Below are 17150 nucleotides of genomic sequence, written 5' to 3'. Positions count from 1 at the left end.
GGTTTCCCGTCCCGCGAACGACCGGATCATCGCAATTTTATAACGGGACGCGTTACATAACGCAACACGTTATAGAAGGGGACGTGGCTGGAAAGGACGACCCGCTTGCGCCCCCCTCAATCCCCGCACTGGGAGCGGTGGCGTAGGAGGTGGTCGGCGAGGACGATGGCCATCATGGCTTCGGCCACCGGCACGGCGCGGATGCCGACGCAGGGATCGTGGCGGCCGCCGGTCGAGACCTCGACCGCTTTGCCGCTGCGGTCAATGCTGGGCACTGGCGTGGGGATGCTCGAGGTCGGCTTGACGGCGAAGCGCAGCACGATGTCCTGGCCGCTCGAAATGCCGCCCAGGATGCCGCCGGCGTTGTTGCCGAGGAACACGGGGCCACCATCGCCCTCGTCGGCGGGACGCATGGCGTCGGCATTTTCTTCGCCGCGCAGCGTCGCCGCCGCGAATCCGGCACCGATCTCGACGCCCTTGACGGCGTTGATGCTCATGATGGCCGCCGCCAACTCGGCGTCGAGCTTGCCGTAAACGGGCGCCCCCAAGCCGGCCGGCAGGCCGCTGGCCTGGACCTCGATGACGGCGCCCAGCGAAGAGCCGGCCTGGCGCACCTCGTCGAGATAGTCCTCCCAGGCCGCCGCAGCCGCCGCGTCGGGGCACCAGAAGGGGTTCTCCTCCACCGCTGGCCAGGACCAGGCGGCGCGGTCTATCAGCCGCTCACCCATCTGCACCAGGGCGCCGCGCACCACCACGCCATCGCCCAGCACCTTGCGGGCCAGGGCCCCGGCGGCTACGCGCGAGGCCGTCTCGCGGGCCGAAGCGCGGCCCGAGCCGCGCCAGTCGCGGCGGCCGTATTTGGCTTCGTAGGTGAAATCGGCGTGGCCCGGCCGGTAGAGGTCTTTGATGGCCTGGTAATCGGCGCTGCGGGTGTCGGTGTTGTCGATCTGCAACGAAACCGGCGTGCCGGTGGTGCGGCCCTCGAAAACGCCGGACAGGATTCGCACCTGATCGGCCTCGCGGCGCTGGCTGACGAAACGGCTCTGGCCCGGCCGGCGGCGGTCCAGCCAGTGCTGGATGTCGGATTCGTCGAGTTCCAGCCCCGGCGGCATGCCATCGACCACACAGCCGATGGCCGGGCCGTGGCTCTCGCCCCAGGTGGTGACGCGGAATAGGTGGCCGAAGGTGTTATGCGACATGGGTTGGGAGGAGGGCTGAACGAAAATGCCGCCGTGCGGCCCTAGACCTTGGCGATGTCCGGGGCATCGACGGCCTTCATGCCGACCACGTGGTAGCCGCAGTCGACATGATGCACCTCGCCGGTGACGGCGCGGGCCAGGTCGCTGAGCAGGTATACCGCGGCGCCGCCCACGTCCTCGGTGGTGACGTTGCGCCGGAGCGGCGCGTTGAGCTCGTTCCATTTCAGGATATAGCGGAAATCGCCGATGCCCGAGGCCGCCAGGGTCTTGATCGGCCCGGCGGAGATGGCGTTGACGCGGATGCCGCGGGGCCCCAGGTCGCTGGCCAGGTAGCGCACGCTGGCCTCCAATGCCGCCTTGGCCACGCCCATGACGTTGTAGTGCGGCGTCACCCGCTCGGCGCCGACGTAGCTGAGCGTCAAAAGGCTGGCGCTGTCACTGAGCAGGCGCTCGGCGCGCTGGCAGACGGCGGTGAAGGAATAGCAGCTGATGTTCAGCGACATGGCGAAGTTCTGGGGCGTGGTGTCGATGTAGCGGCCGTCGAGCTCGTCGCGGTCGGAATAGGCGATGGCATGGACCAAAAAATCCAGCCGGCCGAGCTTTTCCTCGACCGTCTCCATGGCCGCGTCGATGCTGTCGAGATCGCTGACGTCGCAGGGCATGACGATCTCCGAGCCGGCCTGGGTGGCCAGCGGCACCACCCGCTTTTTCAGGGCCTCGCCCTGGTAGCTGAAGGCCAACTCGGCGCCCTGTTCGGCCAGCGCCCGGGCAATGCCCCAGGCCAGCGAACGTTCGTTGGCGACGCCCATGATCAGGCCCTTCTTGCCGGCCATCAGGGGGACGGAAGCGGACATCGAAACCTCATTCCCAAACGTTGCCAGGATGGTTTTCGAGCATCCTACACCAAACCATGAAGGGCGCAAATCGGGGCCAAACCGCGGTTAGATCTGGTTTTTTTGCCCCTCCGCCGGGCGCCGCGTCTGTTGAATCCTGCGCCCCGCTGTGGAAAATAGCACCATCGCAGCAATTGCCCGGAGAAGAGCCGGGCCCAGAGGGAGCCCCGTGATGCGCGGACTGATCCAGAAACGTCAGCTTCTGATCTCGACTCTGATCGATTACGCCGCCGAATTCCATGGCGATACCGAGATCGTCACCAAGACGGTCGAGGGCCCGATCCACCGCTACACCTACGCCGAATCGCAAAGCCGCGCCAAAAGCCTGGCCAAGGCGCTGGCCAGCCGCGGCGTCAAGCTCGGTGATCGCATCGGCACCCTGGCCTGGAACACGCACCGCCATTTCGAGGTCTATTACGCCACCTCGGGCATGGGCTCGATCTGCCACACCCTCAACCCACGGCTCTTTGCCGAGCAGCTCAGCTACATCGTCAACCACGCCGAGGACAAACTTCTTTTCGTTGACGGCAACCTGGTGCCATTGGTGGAGCAGCTCGCGCCCACTTTCGAAAGCGTCGAGGGCTACATCGTCATGACCGACGAAGCCAACATGCCCGAGACCAGCCTGCCCGGCGCGCTCTGCTACGAGAGCCTGATCAAGGAAAACGATGACGACCTGGAATGGCCGAGCTTCGACGAGATGACGGCGTCCTCGCTGTGTTACACCTCGGGCACCACCGGCAATCCCAAGGGCGTGCTTTATGCCCACCGCTCGACGGTGCTGCACAGTTGGGCCGCCTGCATGACCGACGTTTTGGGCATCAACAGCCGCGATGCCATCCTGCCCGTGGTGCCCATGTTCCACGCCAACGCCTGGGGCATCCCCTACGCCGCCGCCATGGCCGGCGCCAAAATGGTCTTTCCCGGCCCCCACCTGGACGGCGAGAGCGTGTGGAAGCTTCTCGACCAGGAGCGTGTCAGCCTGACCGCCGGCGTGCCCACGGTCTGGCTCATGCTGCTCGCCTACATGCGCGAGACCGGCACCACGCTGGAGCACGTCAAGCGCGTGGTTTCCGGCGGCTCGGCGGTGCCCCGGGCGATGATCGAGGAGTTCGAGGAAAAGCACGATTGCCGCATGATCCACGCCTGGGGCATGACCGAGATGAGCCCGCTGGGCAGTGTCGGTACCTTCAAGGCCGGGATCGAGGATCTGCCGGCAGAGCAGCGCTACGACATCCAGATCAAGCAGGGCCGCGGCATCTACGGCGTCGAAATCAAGATCGTCGACGACGAGGGGGCGGAGCTGCCCCGCGACGGCGTCGCCTTCGGCAACCTTTTGGTGCGCGGGCCCTGGATCTGCGACGGCTACTTCAAGGGCGAAGGCGGCGACGTGCTGGACGGCGACGACTGGTTCGATACCGGCGACGTCTGCACCATCGACACCCAGGGCTACATCCAGATCGTCGACCGCTCCAAGGACGTCATCAAGTCGGGCGGCGAGTGGATCTCGTCGATCGACCTGGAAAACGTCGCCGTCGGCCATCCCGAGGTGGCCGAGGCCTGCGTCATCGGCGTGCCCCATCCGCGCTGGGACGAACGCCCGCTGCTGCTTATCGTACGTGCCGGGGACAGCGAGATCGGCAGGGACGAGATGCTGGCCTATCTCGAGGGCAAGATCGTCAAGTGGTGGATGCCCGACGACGTGGTGGTGGTCGAGGAGTTGCCTCACACCGCCACCGGCAAGCTCTTGAAATCGCAGTTGCGCGAGGAATACGCCGAGCACGAGCTGCCGACGGCGGGTTAGGCGGCGGCGTACGGGGCACTGCCGGTATTTCCGCGCGGCGCCATTTCACCGAGCTCAAACGGATCCTCGACGCCGAGGAGCCGGACTACGCGCAATAGCTGGGCAGCGGACTCGAGGGGGGGGGGCGCGAGTTTTGCGCCTATCGGTCCGCGCCGGCGAGGTGGATTGCCAAGAACGCCTGGACCCGCGCCACGGCCGATTAATGTTGCCAGGCAGGCGCGCAAAGGCGTTTGTTTGCTACGCCAAGCGATACTCCCGGTCCAAACCGGCAGCGCCGTCGCACACGGCGCGACCATCCTCGAGCATGTGGATGAGGTGGCTGAGCACGGAACGCGCCGCCGCCGGGTGCAAGCCCTTGTCCACATCGGCATACATGCGGGCGACCATGGCCGGAATGTCGAAAATATCGTCGCCCAGGCAGGCCAGGATCTGCGCCTCGCGTTCATGCCGGTGCGCGATGAAGGCGCGTACGAAGGGTTGGGGATCCTCGATGGGCGGGCCGTGGTTGGGCCAGAAGACACGGTCGTCGCGCCCCAGCAACTTCTCCAGGCTGGCCATGTAGGCCCGCATGTCGCCGTCGGGCGGCGAGACGATGGAGGTCGACCAGCCCATCACGTGGTCGCCGGAGAACAGTGACTGTTCCTGGCGCAGCGCATAGCAGACGTGGTTCGAGGTGTGGCCCGGCGTGTGTACCGCTTCCAGGGTCCAGCCCTCACCCTCGACCAGGTCGCCGTCACGCACCCGGATGTCGGGGTCGAAAGCATCGTCGGCGCCTTCCTCGACTTGGCCCGTGGCCTCGGGCCGGCCCGAGCCGTGGGGGCCGAAGCCCACCGTCGGCGCGCCCGTTACCTCTTTGAGCCTGGCCGCCAAGGGCGAATGGTCGCGATGGGTGTGGCTGACGACGATGTGGCTGACGCTCTCGCCCTCCAGTGCCGCCATGAGCGCCTGGAAATGCTCGTCGATCTCGGGTCCCGGGTCGATCACCGCCACCCGGTCCTGGCCGACGATGAAGGTGCCGGTGCCAAAGATGGTGAAGTTGCCGGGGTTGCGGGCGATGACGCGGCGCACCAGCGGCGTCACCTGGTCGACCACGCCGTATTCGAAGGTGAGGTCGCGTTTGAAGGGGATTTTTGTGGCCATGCGCTGACCATACCGCTGCCCGGGGGAAAGGCAAGATGGCTTGACCGGCGGCGCTTGTGCCGCTTTGGTGGCAGCCCATGGACCTTGCCGACGACCCGGCGGCGCGCCGCCGCGAATGGTTCCGCTACTATTCGGAAAAGCGGATCGGCCACCAATGGTTCCAGGTCCACCTGCTGGCCGGGTTGGACGACGTACAAAAGGTGATCGAGGTGGGGCCGAACCTGGGCTTGGTGACGGCGCTGCTGCTCAACGCCGGGTTCGAGGTGGCGACGCTGGACCGGGTGGCACCCAGGCACGGCCTGGCGGGGGTTCTGCACATCGAGGCCGACTTGCGCGAGGTGGCGCCCGAGACCCTGGCCGGTTTCGATTGCCTGATCTGCTGCGAGACCCTGGAGCACCTGCCTTGGGACGAGGTCGACGGCGTGCTGGCGAAATTTGCCGCCAGCGCCGTGCCGCACTTGTTGCTGTCCGTGCCCTACCAGGGCTTCCAGCTCGACGCCCGGATCTATCTCAACGCCCACCGCCTGCGCCAGTATTTCGCCTGGAAGAAATTCAATTTCCTGCGCCGCTTCCGGCCCGACGACGACCCCCAGGGTCACCACTGGGAGATCGGCTACCGCGGCCACTCACTGGCCGCCTTCGAGGCCAAGCTGGAGAACGCTGGATTGGCCATAGAGCGCCGCGACTTCACCTCGCCGACGCGCCTCGGTCTTCTACCTGCTGGGGCGACGCAGACCACACCCGCCACCCCCCTGGCATTCCTAATCAAGGGGGCGCCCAATCGGAAAAATGCGAAAAATGGTGAAAAATGGTGACAGTCACCATTTTCTCAGCGTCATCCATTCAGCGTGAAACCGGCGATCAGCGCCGGCTTCGCGGAAAAAATTTGGTGACTGTCACCAATTTTGTCACCAATTGGGGGGGGAGGGGGACCGCTTCAAGGCTCTTTTCGCGGGCGTCCCCTGCTCCCCGGGCGCAGGCGGCGGCCCAGTTCCCGCTCCAACCTGGCAATAGCCGTCTCGGAGCCCAGCGGCCAGCCGTTGCGCGTATGGCGGCGCAGGGCCTCGTCCTCCTGCGGCTCCTTCGGTCCTTGGAGGTAGGTCTGCCAATCCCCGACCAGGTCCTCCAGCACTCCCGGCGACAGCAGTCCGTCGGCGGACCGGCCAAGATGATGGCGGGCGCTGCTCCAGGGCCAGGCCGCAGCCTCGCCGACCAAACCGGCGCGCACCGGGTTGAGCTCTACATAGCGCACCGCGGCCAGCAGATGCCCCTGGTCCATGGCGGTGGAGTAGAAGCGGCTTTGCCACAGATGTCCGCACCAGTCCCGGCGTCGGTTGGTACGCCAGGCATAGCGGTGGTGGGCGCTGCTGACGCTGCGAGCCAGCGCTACCTGGGACTTTGGTACCAACACCAAGTGCACGTGATTGGGCATCAGGCAATAGGCCCAGATGGCGGCGCCGAACCGCCGGCATCCCTCACCCAGGTACCGAAGATAAGCCTGGTAGTCGCGCTCCCCGAAAAACACCTGTTGGCGGCGGTTGCCGCGCTGGGTGACATGATGCGGCCAACCCGCGACGACGATGCGTGGCTGTCTCGACATGGCTCCCTCCTCCCATGATGTGTTCGCTAAGGGAACCTATGAAAGGTTTAGAGCGACTTTTTCCGGCTCGACCACCGAGAGAGCAAAAAATTGGTGACAGTCACCATTATTTTTGCGCCGGCCGCTCAGGGCGGAACCCGCTGTCACCACGTTCGCAGCCAATAAATGGTGACTGTCACCATTTAAGGACGAAGGGGACGCGGACGAATCTCGTAATTAAGGGGACGCGGACGCTTGGTTAACGAACTGTCGCCACGCACCTTAACATTCCTCAATTAAGGGGACGCGGACGCTTTTCGACCAGAGGCGGGGTTTCGAAAGTGGGGCCCGGGGGCCCTACCAGACGCCGCGGGCGATGAAATCGGCTTTGCGCAGCCGGGTGAAGCTGTCCATGTGGAAGTTGGCCTGTTCGGGGGCGTAGAGGAAATCCTGGCCCTCCGGGCAGGCGCGGCGGGCCTGGCAGCCGCGCTGGATGCAGTCCTCGCCGTCGGGGCCGTCCATGTGGCGGACGCAGGCCAGCAGGTCGAGGCCCTTGCCGGAATGGGCCTCGACCGGGCAGGTCTCGAGGCAGGGCCGGTCAGGGCAGCTGGCGCAGGGGTTGGGGCGGAGATCCCGGGGCGGCACCTCGAAGCGCTGGCCAAAGCCCAAAGCGCCGCGGTAGGCGTGCCAGAGGCCGTAGTCGGGATGGATGAAGGGGCCCAGCGGCGAGGGGTGCACGGCTTCCGCCTTGCGCGCCCAGCGCTGGAAGGGATGGTAGGGCGGGCCGTCGAAGGAATAGATGGGCAGGCAGTCGGGGCTGCCTCCGAAGCGCCGGCTGGCTTCGCTCAGGACCAGCCGCGACCAGTGGTTCAGCGGATGGCCCTTGTCGTCGGCTGCGGTCCAACCGTCGCGCGCCTTGGCAAAGGCCTGGAACATGCCGGGCCCGACGTTGCCGGCCAGCACCAGCGTCGCCACCGGCCGGCCGTCGGGCAGGTCCGGCACGCCGTCCTCGGCCTCGGGGTGAAAGGCGCCGCGCACCGCCAGCCCGACCTCAGCCAAGGCCGCCACCACGGTCTCGTACATCTGCAAGCTCATTTGCTACTCCCTTGCCATCGGCACCAGCATAACCCGCGTGGCCAGGGCGTAAAGCACCAGCGCCGACAGCACCACCGCAGTGAGGCCGAATTCCATTGCCAGCAGCAGCGCCAGCACGGCACCCACTACCGAGGCGCAGCCGTTGACCGCCCAGGCCCAGGGCAGCAGCGCCGGTACCGTCCGTCCCAAGCGTCCAAGACCCAGCGGCAGGGGCAGCCCCATGGGCAGTGCCAGCGGAGCGATGAGGACCAGCGCGGCGACGGTTTTCCCGCTCTCGGGCAGTGGCGCCAGCAGGGCGAAGAGCGCCGGCCAGGCCAGCAATTCGAGCCCCGCCACCAGGGCGATGGCGGCCACCGCCAGGGTCACGGCGGTGCTTCCGAAGCGCTTTTCCAAGACCCCGGCAAAGCCGCTGCCCAGGCCGGCGAACACCAGGAACCCCGCCAGCACCACGGCGACGGCGCTGATGGGATGGCCGAGCAGCAGCGTGAAGCGCTGCATGTAGGCGATTTCGACGAACAAAAAGGCCAGCCCGACGGCGCCGAAATAGAGCACCAGCGCGGCGCCCGCGCGAGCCCGTCGCACCGGCCGCGAGAGCGCCAGGGGTGCCACCACCAGCAGGGCGCCGAAGACCAGCGCCTGGGCCAGCGTCGCCAGCCCGATGACGTAGCCCCACTCGACCAGCGCCACGGCCCCGGCCGCCGGCAAGGCCAGCACCCCGGGCAGGCTGCGCCAACGGAAGACGTCGTGGAAATAGGGCCGGTCGTCGCTGGCCGGAGTGATGTCGAAGGCGTAGCCGGCCCTGAAGGCGGCGCGCCCAGGCCCCAGCAGCGCCCGGGTGCCGGCGTAGAGGTAGGGCTCCGAAAGCCGGTTGAAGCGGTTGGTTTCGCTCTCCTCGATTCCCGGCAAGTAGGCTAGGTCGAAGCCATGGGCGGCCGCGAAGTGGCGCACGGCGGCAGCCTCGGCGGGGCCGAATTCCTGCTTGCCGAGCAGCAGCGTCACCGTGTCCCAGCCGCGGATCAGGGCCAGGCGGCCGGCCGCTTCCAGGCCCAGGCCCTCGAGCGCCGCGATGGCCGTGGCCACCAGCTTGAGGCTTTGCCGTGGCGGCAGCCGGAGGCGGCCGCCGAGGCTGAGCAGGCCGCCGGGTGCCAGGCGGGCGAGAAGGCTCTGCAAACCCTCGACGGTGTAGAGCGGGCCGGCGTTGAGGGCCAGCAGGCCAGCCGCCCCGGCGCTGAAGGAATCACCGGCCACCACCTGGATGAGGTCGTAGACGGCCCGGCTGGCGGCCACGAAGCTGCGCCCCTCGGCTACGTGCAGGCGGTGCTCGGGCGGGGCGAAGAGGTGGCCGGCGTAGGCCGCGAAGTCCCGGCTCAGCAGCTCGGCGACGCGGCCGTCAAGCTCGACCGCGTCAATGGACCGGGCGCCGTGGTAGCCGGCCAGCAGCACCTCGGCGCCGCCACCAGCCCCGAGCACCAGCACCCTGGGCTTCTCGAGCAGCCGGTAGGCCAGCGCCGCGGGGCGCCGGTCGAGGTAGGTCAGTGTCTGGCGCCGGCCCTGGTAGCGGGCGATCGGGGTCATGGCGGCGCCATCGCTGAAGAGCGCCAGCTGGGTCGCCACGGCGGCCGGTCGGGTCAGGCTCAGCCCCGGCGCGTGGCGCCACGGCACCTCTGTGCTCTCGACCACCGTGATCAGGCCGAGCGGGCTCGAACGCCGCGCCACGATGCGCCTTCCCGGCACCTCGAGGGCCTGGCTGAGCGCCTTGTAGGGGGACGGCATGGGTGCCGTCAGGGCCGGCGGCCAGACGAACGGAGAGGCCAGCCCGGCCAGCAGCAGGAGCCAGCCGGCAGGCCGTTTGGCGGCCAAACAGCATAGTCCCGCCGCCAGCAGCCCGGCGGCCGCGAAGAGCATCAGGCAGACCGCCGGGAACCAGGTATAAAGCGCCGCCATGACGGCGCCGGCGCCCAGCCCGGCCCCCAGCAGGTCGGCCCGGTAGAGGCTGCCGATGCGGCCGGGCCGTTGCGCCAGCGCCAGGCCGATGGCCAGGGCGACGCAGGCGAAAGGCAGTGCCAGCACCAGGTAGATGGCGCCCAGCCGCAACAGCTGGCCGGCCTCCCAGACGATCTCCAGGGGATTGAAGGGGATGCGCTGGGCCAGGCCGAAGGCGGCCACCGAGGTCAGGCTGAAAAGCCCGGCGGCGGTGGCGAAGGCGGTGGTAAAGCGATCCAGCAGCGCCTGGCGCCGCCAGGCCAGCAGGCTGCCGCCGGCGCCGTAGCCCAACAGCGCCAGGCTCACCACCATGGTGGCGAAGTGGTGCCACTGGACGATGGCGAAGAGCCGCATGAGCAGGATTTCGTAGCCCACGGCGCCGGCCGACAAAAGCGCGATGGCTAGGCCCAGCACGGCTCAGCGGCCGGTCAGGGGCACGAAGCGGACGGGCAGGATCTGGCGCGTACGAACGTTTCCGTGGCGGTCTTTTTCCACCAGCACCAGTTGCTGGGTGAGGAAACGCGGACCCACCGGGATGATCAGGCGTCCGCCGGGCTTGAGTTGGGCCACCAGGGGCGGCGGGATGTGGTCGGCGGCGGCGGTGACGATGATGCCGTCGAAGGGTGCCATCTCGGGCCAGCCGTCGTAGCCGTCGGCCTGGCGCGCCGTGACGTTGTCATAGCCCAACTGGGCCAGCCGGGCCTTGGCCTGGCGGGCCAGCGGTTCGATGATCTCGAGGCTGAGCACCCGGGCCACCAGGCCGGCCAGCACCGCCGCCTGGTAGCCCGAACCGGTGCCCACCTCGAGCACCACGTGGTCGGGCTCGACTTCCAGCAGGTCGGTCATCAGGGCCACGATGTAGGGCTGCGAGATGGTCTGGCCGTGGCCGATGGGCAGCGGCCGGTTGAGGTAGGCGAAGGGCCGCGCCAGGGCCGGCACGAAGCGATGGCGGGGTACCTGAGCCAAGGCCGCCAGCACCTTGGGGGCAAATCGCGGCCGGCCGGTAAAGGCGGCTGTCATCTTGCCATCGGCGACGATCTCAGCCAGCAACTCGCGCCGTGCCGAAGCAAAGGTGTCCTCCGCGGCAGCCCCCGGTGCCGCCGCCAGCACAAGAAATATGGCCGCTGCAGCGCGCTTCATAGCGCTCCCCGTCGCCGCGGACCCTGCCTTATAGCATTGCCGCCAGCCGTGGCCCGGTGAGAAATGCGGGCCTAGATGGCATGCAGCGACGGCGCAAACGTGAAAGAATGGGCCTGCCATGGGGATCGAACGGGCAGGCGGGGGATGGCGAACGCGGTGGGCGGGCACCCTCATGCTGGCCGCCCTGTTGTTCGCCCCGGCGCCGACCGCCACGGTCGCCGCGACCGCTGATCCGGCAGGCCGGGCCGGGGCCGTGCTGGGTCTGGCCGGGCAGCTTTTGATTGCCGCCCCGCACCTGGGCGACCCGCGCTTTCGCCAGAGCGTCATCTACATCGTCAGCCACGACGCCGGCGGCGCCTTGGGCATCATCATCAACCGCTTGCTTGGCAAGGGCCCCATCGCCAAATTGCTGCAAGGCCTGGAACTGGAACTGGACCAGCCGCCGGCCATCGCCGAGGTGCCCATCCACTACGGCGGACCGGTCGAGATCAACCGCTTTTTCGTATTGCACAGCCGTGACTACGTTTCCCCACACAGCCGTGATGCCGTCGGCCCGGCGCTGCTTAGCTCGAATGCCGAGATCGTGCGCGCCATCGCCTCGGGCCGGGGTCCCCGCTTCAGCCTGTTTGCCATGGGCTACGCCGGCTGGGCGCCGGGCCAGCTCGAAGGCGAGCTGGCGCGCGACGATTGGGTGGTGGCGCCGGCCGAGGAATCGTTCGTATTCGGAAGCGATATCGAGGAGATGTGGAAGCGTGCCTATGAGCGCCGCCGGCTCGAGCTCTGAGTTGGGGCCGCGGCCGGACTTGCTTTCCTCGGCCCCGCGCCAATATCCCTTGGCCAATGGCCCGCTTCCTACCAGCTTCACGGTGCCGCCCCCGGCGGGCGTCGGCTGCTGCCGTGACATTGGGCGCCAGGCCAGTCAACACGGCGTTGCGCGCCTGGTCCTATGTCGTGGTGGCGTTGGGGCTGGGGTTTGGCCAGCTGCTGGGGCACGACTCGGGCTGGCAGGGCAGCCGCGAGTTGCACACCCTGATGGAGACGGTGGCCACGTTGCTGGCGCTGGGCGTCGGCGCCATGGCGCTGGTGCGCTACTACAGCCGCAAATCGAACACTTTCCTGTTCATCGGCGCCGGCTTTCTCGGCACTACCTTCCTCGATGGCTACCATGCCGTGGTGACGTCGGCTTTTTTCCAGCCTTTCATGCCCTCGGACCTGCCCTCGCTGATTCCCTGGAGCTGGGTCGCCTCGCGCCAGTTCCTGGCAGTCTTCATGCTGCTGAGCTGGCTGGCGTGGTCACGCCAGGCCCGGCTTGGCGATGCCGGGCGTATTGGCGAGGGCACGGTATACGCCTTCAGCGCCGCCTTCACCCTGGCCAGCTTTTTGTTCTTCGCCTTCGCGCCGCTGCCCGCGGCCTACTATCCGGAATTCGTCTTTCACCGGCCCGAGGAATTCGCACCGGCGCTGTTTTTTCTGCTGGCGCTGATCGGCTACCTGCGCAAGGGCGCCTGGCGAGACGATCCCTTCGAGCACTGGCTGGTGCTGTCGCTGGTCGTCGGCCTGGTCGGGCAGGTCGTCTTCATGTCCCATTCGGGCCGGCTTTTCGACTACGAATTCGACGTCGCCCACAGCCTCAAGAAGGTGAGCTATCTCTGCGTGCTGAGCGGCCTTCTGATCAGCATGTATGCCACCTTTCGGCGCGAGGAGGAAAGCGCCGAGCGAGTGCGGGCCATCGTCGATACCCTGGTCGACGGCGTTATCGTGATCAATGAGCGCGGGCTGATCCTGACCGCCAACCCGGCCACCGAGCAGATCTTCGGCCATGGCATCGAGGATCTGATCGGACGCAACGTCAAGATTTTGGCCGCCGCTCCCTACGCCGCCGAGCACGACCAGTACCTGGAGAACTATCTCACCACGGGCCAGCCTCGAGTCATTGGGCTGCGCCGCGAGGTCGAGGGCCGTCACCGCGACGGCAGCACCGTGCCGATCGAGCTGGCGGTGGCCGAGATGCGGCTGCCGGGCGAGCGCCTGTTCGTCGGCATCCTGCGCGACATCACGGAGAGGCGCCGGGTCGATCGCCTGAAGAACGAATTCGTCTCCACCGTCAGCCACGAGCTGCGCACGCCGCTGACCTCGATCAGCGGCTCGCTGGGCCTGCTGGCCGGCGGCATCGGTGGCGAGATGAGCACAGAGGCCATGAACCTGGTCGACATCGCGCGCAACAACAGCGAACGCCTGGTGCGCCTGATCAACGACATCCTCGACATCGAGAAGATCGAATCGGGCCGCATGGTGTTCAACATGGAACCCCTCGATCTCTTGCCCCTGGTCGAGCAATCGCTCAGCGACAACGCCGCCTACGGGACCCAGTTCGGCGTCGAATTCGAATTGGTTCCGGGGGCCCCAGGGTTGGCCACGGCCAAGATCATCGGCGATGGCGACCGCTTGACCCAGGTCATGACCAATCTGCTCTCCAATGCCGCCAAGTTCTCTCCCGAGGGCGGCACCGTGCGTGTCACCCTGGAACGCCAGGATCATCTTCTGCGTGTCTCGGTGGCAGACCAGGGCCCCGGTATTCCCGAGGAGGAGCGCGGCCGCATTTTCGAGCGTTTCGTCCAGGCCGATTCCTCCGACAGCCGCAGCCGCGGCGGCACCGGGCTGGGCCTGAACATCTGCAAGGCCATCGTCGAGCGCCACAACGGCATCATCGATTTCGCCACCGCGACCGGCGGCGCCAGCGGCACCACCTTTCACCTGCGCTTGCCGGAATAGCGGGCCGGCGAGGCCACGCTGTCGCCGGTCCGCGGGCCGCTGCCGCGAATCCTGGTCTGCGAAGACGACGGTGACACCGCCCACCTGTTGCAAGGCATTCTCGAAGGCGGCGGCCTGGCGGCCGATATCGCGCGCGATGCCGAAGCCGCCAAACGCATGCTGGCTGAACGCGACTACCTGGCCATGACGTTGGACATCGCGCTGCCGGGGCAAAGCGGCATCGAACTGATCCGTGAGTTGCGCCAACAGGACGGCACCCGCGAGCTGCCCATCGTCGTGGTGTCGGCCCACATCGGCGAGAGTCGTGACGAACTCAGCGGCGACGCCTTTCCGGTGGTCGACTGGCTCGACAAGCCGATCGACCACGAGCGCCTGGCGGCGGCCGTGCAGTCCGCCATGCGGCGGCACCCAGGCGACACCCGGCCCGACGCCCGACCCTCAATCTTGCATGTCGAGGACGATGCCGACGTGCGCCAGGTGGTGGCCACCCTGTTGGGGCAGACGGCCGAAGTGATGGCGGCGGCCAGCGTCGGCGAGGCGCGGCAAAAACTGGCGGAGCGCACGTACGACCTGCTGGTTCTCGACCTCAGTTTACCCGACGGCTCGGGATTGACGTTGCTGCCCGACCTGCGCCGCCATATGCCGCTGGTGCCGGTGCTGGTCTTTTCGGCCCACGAGAGCGGTGCCGAAGTGGCCCGCGAGGTGGCCCAGGTGCTGGTCAAGTCGCGCACCAGCAACGACCAGTTGCTGGCCGCCATCAAGACCCTGATCGGCGGCGGATGAAGTCCTGGGGCTGGCGCCAGCCATGGTGGCCGGCCTGCCAGGCCGCCTCGCCCATGTAGCCGCGCACCCAGTTGGTCGGCGTCGTGACGGTCTGGCGGCCGGCCGCCGTGGCGATCGAAGCCTCGGTCTGTTGGCGCTCCGAGCGCACCACCCGGCCCAGGTAGTTGAGGCCTTCAAAACGAATATCGATCAGGGCTCCGGGCAGCCAGACCTGGGCGTAGGGCCCGTCATGGATGGCGAAATGCAGATGCGCCACGTAGCCACCGTTCTCCCAGGTGTAAGTGCGGCCGATGACGCCGACTTTGCCGCCCTTTTGCACCGCCTGGCCGGTGCCGAGCGCCACGAAGGGGCCGAGGTGGGCGTAGAGCGAGCAGAAGATCTCGTCCGGCCCGCGGGCGCCCTGCAGGCGGTGCTCGATGATCACCATGTAGCCCCAGGTGGCGGAGCAGCCGACGTAGCGCACCAGGCCGTCGCCGATGGCCACGACGGTGGCCTGGCCTTGGTTCCAGGCCACGTCGTCGGCGACGTGGACCATGCCGCCGAAGCCTTCTATGGCGGTATGGTCCTGCTGCTTGCCGAAGGTGCGGCGATCGGCGTCGAAGAAATCGCGCAGCGGTGCCATCAATTGGTTGCCCGGGGGCACCGTGTTGGGGCCGTCGTGGCGTTCTTCCCGGGGCCCGCGACCCGGCATGGCGAACAGTTTGGCCAGCCGCTCGAAGCGGGCTTTGCGGCCCGTTATGAAGCTTTCGTCGGCGCTTTGGCCGCGGTAGGCCCAGTGCGGCTCGAAGGGCTCGGTCTGGGCCAGGTCGGCCAGCTCGCGCGCCCTTTTGGCGGGCTCGAGGCGGCCCCGCCGGCGGCGCGAGATGGCGCTCTCGGCGTGGCGCATGGCGGCCGCGGCAAAAGCGTCGTCTTCGCCGGCCAGTGCCGCCGCCAGGGCTGGCTGTTCGGCCGCCGAGCCGTGCCAGGAGAGGTATTCGGCGGCGAACTCGCGGCTCGCCGGATCGCTGTCGGCAAGCCGGGCGGCGAGCCGCTCGCGGATCTGGGTGTCGGCCGCGTTCTGGTGCACGAGCGCCGCCATGGCGGCCCGGGATTCCTCCGCCTCGCCCTCTGCCAGCATGCCGAGCGTGTCGGGCGTCAGCGCCGCCGTGCGGTAGCGCAGCAAGTGCTTGCGCAAATGGGGCCAAAAACGGCGTTGGGGCAGCAAGCGGCGGGTGCGACCCAGGTCCGGCGCCTCGCCCTCCAGGTTCTGCAGGGCAAAGCCGGCGACGCCGGGGCGCGGGTCTTTCAGCAGCGGCTGGCTGGCGCGGGCCAGGGCCTCGAAGCCCTGGCCCCGCACCAGCGCAATGGCGGCCATCTTGCGCAGTTCCTCGTCATCGTCGGCCAGCAGCGCCGCCACCGGCTCCGCCGCCGCCGCCGTCCAGCAATGTTGCAGAGCGAAAAGCGCGATGGAGCGGCGGGCGAAATCGGCCACCGAGAGGTGCTGGCAGAGCCTGGCCGTGGCGGCGGGACCGAGGCGCTTGAACTCAGCCGTGGCGGCCTCGACCTGGCGCCGCGCCAAAAGATCGTCGACGATGGCGTCGACGTGGCCGTCGAGGGATTGGGGATCGGACATGGTTGCCAGGGTGGCTGTTGCGCGAGCCCGAATCAACGCCCTCAAGCCGGCATTTCTCACCCTGGTTGACCGCCAGCACCCGACGGTGACAGTATCGCAGTCTTCGCAGCTATGGCGGCAGAGTGGTCTGGCGGGGCCCGCGACGCAGCCCGAAGTTTGTGACCCATGTTGTCTGGAAGCAGAATTCTGTTCGTATGGCTAGTCCTCGCCATCGCCATCGCCACCGGCTTGCCGCTGGCGCTGCCGACGGCCCAGGCAGCCGAGGGGCTGGCGATCGGCCGCATGCGGGTGATGATCTGGCCCGAGCATGATGATGCCGGCGTTCTGGTGGTGCACGACGGCCGCTTTACCGACGATACGCGCTTTCCCACCACCACCCGCTTTCTCATTCCCAAGGGCGTGGTCATCAACGACGTCTGCAGCCTGTCGCCGGGGGGCCAGCATTTCTGCCAGCTCTACGAGGTCTTCAGCGGCGAGACCATGGACGAGGCTGTGTTGTCGCTGCCCTTTTCCAACTTTTACCTTAGCTACCACCTGCCGCCCCTCGACTTGGCCAAGGAGCGCCGCCAAATCGAGTTCACGCTACGTGCCAACCACCCCATCGAAAAGCTGGAGATCGACATCAAGCAACCGCTGTGCTCGAGCGAATTCAGCATCACGCCGGCCGGCAGCGTGCCTTCGCAAAAGAAAGGCAGCAATCATTTTGCCTTTCGCCAAGAAAAGCTGGAGCGCGGCGATGAGCGGCTGTTCCGCATTGGCTACCTCAAGCCCGACCGCCTGCCCTCGGTCGAAATCAAGTTTTCCAACATGACGGGACCGCGCATCTGGGGCTCGCCCTACGACACCCAACGCCAGGCCAAAACCATGATCTATGCGCTCTTCGGCAGCGGTCTGGCGGTGGCCGGGGCCGGGGTCGGCTGGCTGTTTTGGCAGCGCCGTCGGCGCCGGGTCTGACATGGCGCGCATGCTCACGTCGCTGCTTGCACCGGCCCTGCTGCTGGGGCTGCTGGCCTGTTTGCCATCCGTTCTGAGGCCCGGTTCGGCCGCAGCCCATCAACAGCGAAGGCCGGAACGGGCCGGTGGTGCAGAATAGTCTCCGGCGCCGGTGGCCTGTAGCCGAGGGCGCTGTGCGGCCTGACGGTGTTGTAGT

Annotated in this window: 14 protein-coding genes; 6 read left to right on the top strand and 8 right to left on the bottom strand. The window is 67.6% G+C overall.

Annotated elements, in window-relative coordinates:
* Window positions 1-116: 116 nt before the first annotated feature.
* Both aroC and fabI read right to left on the bottom strand, forming a co-directional pair.
* Window positions 117-1199: a chorismate synthase gene (gene aroC / locus QGG75_20465; protein ID MDP6069604.1), complete on the bottom strand. Its 1083-nt coding sequence runs from the start codon at window positions 1197-1199 to the stop codon at window positions 117-119.
* Between the two features lie 41 nt (window positions 1200-1240).
* Window positions 1241-2053 carry an enoyl-ACP reductase FabI gene (fabI, locus tag QGG75_20460; protein MDP6069603.1) on the bottom strand — a complete coding sequence of 271 codons (813 nt, stop codon included), beginning with the start codon at window positions 2051-2053 and terminating at the stop codon, window positions 1241-1243.
* 211 nt (window positions 2054-2264) lie between these two features.
* Here fabI and QGG75_20455 point away from each other — a divergent pair, with 211 nt between their 5' ends.
* Complete coding sequence (locus QGG75_20455) at window positions 2265-3896, top strand: 3-(methylthio)propionyl-CoA ligase (protein MDP6069602.1); 1632 nt, start codon at window positions 2265-2267, stop codon at window positions 3894-3896.
* Between the two features lie 237 nt (window positions 3897-4133).
* On the opposite strand, the gene QGG75_20450 is transcribed toward QGG75_20455, so the two are convergent.
* Complete coding sequence (locus QGG75_20450; GenBank protein MDP6069601.1) at window positions 4134-5036, bottom strand: MBL fold metallo-hydrolase; 903 nt, start codon at window positions 5034-5036, stop codon at window positions 4134-4136.
* Window positions 5037-5113: 77 nt separating this feature from the next.
* Here QGG75_20450 and QGG75_20445 point away from each other — a divergent pair, with 77 nt between their 5' ends.
* Complete coding sequence (locus QGG75_20445) at window positions 5114-5851, top strand: hypothetical protein (GenBank protein MDP6069600.1); 738 nt, start codon at window positions 5114-5116, stop codon at window positions 5849-5851.
* Window positions 5852-5973: 122 nt separating this feature from the next.
* On the opposite strand, the gene QGG75_20440 is transcribed toward QGG75_20445, so the two are convergent.
* The 4 genes from QGG75_20440 to QGG75_20425 form a co-directional block, all read right to left on the bottom strand.
* Window positions 5974-6636, bottom strand: a complete 663-nt coding sequence (locus tag QGG75_20440) for a transposase (protein MDP6069599.1) — start codon at window positions 6634-6636, stop codon at window positions 5974-5976.
* A gap of 336 nt (window positions 6637-6972) precedes the next feature.
* Window positions 6973-7710 carry a hypothetical protein gene (locus QGG75_20435; GenBank protein ID MDP6069598.1) on the bottom strand — a complete coding sequence of 246 codons (738 nt, stop codon included), beginning with the start codon at window positions 7708-7710 and terminating at the stop codon, window positions 6973-6975.
* 3 nt (window positions 7711-7713) lie between these two features.
* Window positions 7714-10107, bottom strand: coding sequence for an SAM-dependent methyltransferase (locus QGG75_20430; protein MDP6069597.1), 2394 nt, complete (start codon window positions 10105-10107; stop codon window positions 7714-7716).
* Window positions 10108-10110: 3 nt separating this feature from the next.
* Window positions 10111-10833: a protein-L-isoaspartate(D-aspartate) O-methyltransferase gene (locus QGG75_20425; GenBank protein MDP6069596.1), complete on the bottom strand. Its 723-nt coding sequence runs from the start codon at window positions 10831-10833 to the stop codon at window positions 10111-10113.
* A 172-nt stretch (window positions 10834-11005) separates the two neighbouring features.
* Between QGG75_20425 and QGG75_20420 the strand changes: the two genes are divergently transcribed.
* The 3 genes from QGG75_20420 to QGG75_20410 all read left to right on the top strand — a co-directional run bounded on the left by QGG75_20420 (window position 11006) and on the right by QGG75_20410 (window position 14388).
* Window positions 11006-11617, top strand: a complete 612-nt coding sequence (locus tag QGG75_20420) for a YqgE/AlgH family protein (GenBank protein MDP6069595.1) — start codon at window positions 11006-11008, stop codon at window positions 11615-11617.
* 113 nt (window positions 11618-11730) lie between these two features.
* Window positions 11731-13605, top strand: coding sequence for an ATP-binding protein (locus QGG75_20415; GenBank protein ID MDP6069594.1), 1875 nt, complete (start codon window positions 11731-11733; stop codon window positions 13603-13605).
* 51 nt (window positions 13606-13656) lie between these two features.
* Window positions 13657-14388 carry a response regulator gene (locus tag QGG75_20410; protein MDP6069593.1) on the top strand — a complete coding sequence of 244 codons (732 nt, stop codon included), beginning with the start codon at window positions 13657-13659 and terminating at the stop codon, window positions 14386-14388.
* On the opposite strand, the gene QGG75_20405 is transcribed toward QGG75_20410, so the two are convergent.
* Entirely contained in the window at window positions 14363-16000 is a 1638-nt protein-coding gene (locus QGG75_20405; GenBank protein MDP6069592.1) for a M23 family metallopeptidase, read from the bottom strand. The two genes, QGG75_20410 and QGG75_20405, sit on opposite strands and share 26 nt — an antisense overlap.
* 165 nt (window positions 16001-16165) lie before the next feature.
* Here QGG75_20405 and QGG75_20400 point away from each other — a divergent pair, with 165 nt between their 5' ends.
* Window positions 16166-16954 carry a hypothetical protein gene (locus QGG75_20400; GenBank protein MDP6069591.1) on the top strand — a complete coding sequence of 263 codons (789 nt, stop codon included), beginning with the start codon at window positions 16166-16168 and terminating at the stop codon, window positions 16952-16954.
* Window positions 16955-17150 lie beyond the last annotated feature (196 nt).

Source organism: Alphaproteobacteria bacterium (assembly GCA_030740435.1).
In the GTDB taxonomy this organism is placed as follows: domain Bacteria; phylum Pseudomonadota; class Alphaproteobacteria; order UBA2966; family UBA2966.
This window is presented reverse-complemented; position numbering and strand designations above follow the sequence as displayed.

Bases quoted from the DNA above. Each gene is read 5' to 3' on its own strand.
- aroC (MDP6069604.1), bottom strand. From the start codon at position 1,199: ATGTCGCATAACACCTTCGGCCACCTATTCCGCGTCACCACCTGGGGC.
- QGG75_20440 (MDP6069599.1), bottom strand. From the start codon at position 6,636: ATGTCGAGACAGCCACGCATCGTCGTCGCGGGTTGGCCGCATCATGTC.
- QGG75_20420 (MDP6069595.1), top strand. From the start codon at position 11,006: ATGCTGGCCGCCCTGTTGTTCGCCCCGGCGCCGACCGCCACGGTCGCC.
- QGG75_20445 (MDP6069600.1), top strand. From the start codon at position 5,114: ATGGACCTTGCCGACGACCCGGCGGCGCGCCGCCGCGAATGGTTCCGC.
- QGG75_20425 (MDP6069596.1), bottom strand. From the start codon at position 10,833: ATGAAGCGCGCTGCAGCGGCCATATTTCTTGTGCTGGCGGCGGCACCG.
- QGG75_20435 (MDP6069598.1), bottom strand. From the start codon at position 7,710: ATGAGCTTGCAGATGTACGAGACCGTGGTGGCGGCCTTGGCTGAGGTC.
- QGG75_20400 (MDP6069591.1), top strand. From the start codon at position 16,166: ATGTTGTCTGGAAGCAGAATTCTGTTCGTATGGCTAGTCCTCGCCATC.
- fabI (MDP6069603.1), bottom strand. From the start codon at position 2,053: ATGTCCGCTTCCGTCCCCCTGATGGCCGGCAAGAAGGGCCTGATCATG.
- QGG75_20455 (MDP6069602.1), top strand. From the start codon at position 2,265: ATGCGCGGACTGATCCAGAAACGTCAGCTTCTGATCTCGACTCTGATC.
- QGG75_20405 (MDP6069592.1), bottom strand. From the start codon at position 16,000: ATGTCCGATCCCCAATCCCTCGACGGCCACGTCGACGCCATCGTCGAC.
- QGG75_20450 (MDP6069601.1), bottom strand. From the start codon at position 5,036: ATGGCCACAAAAATCCCCTTCAAACGCGACCTCACCTTCGAATACGGC.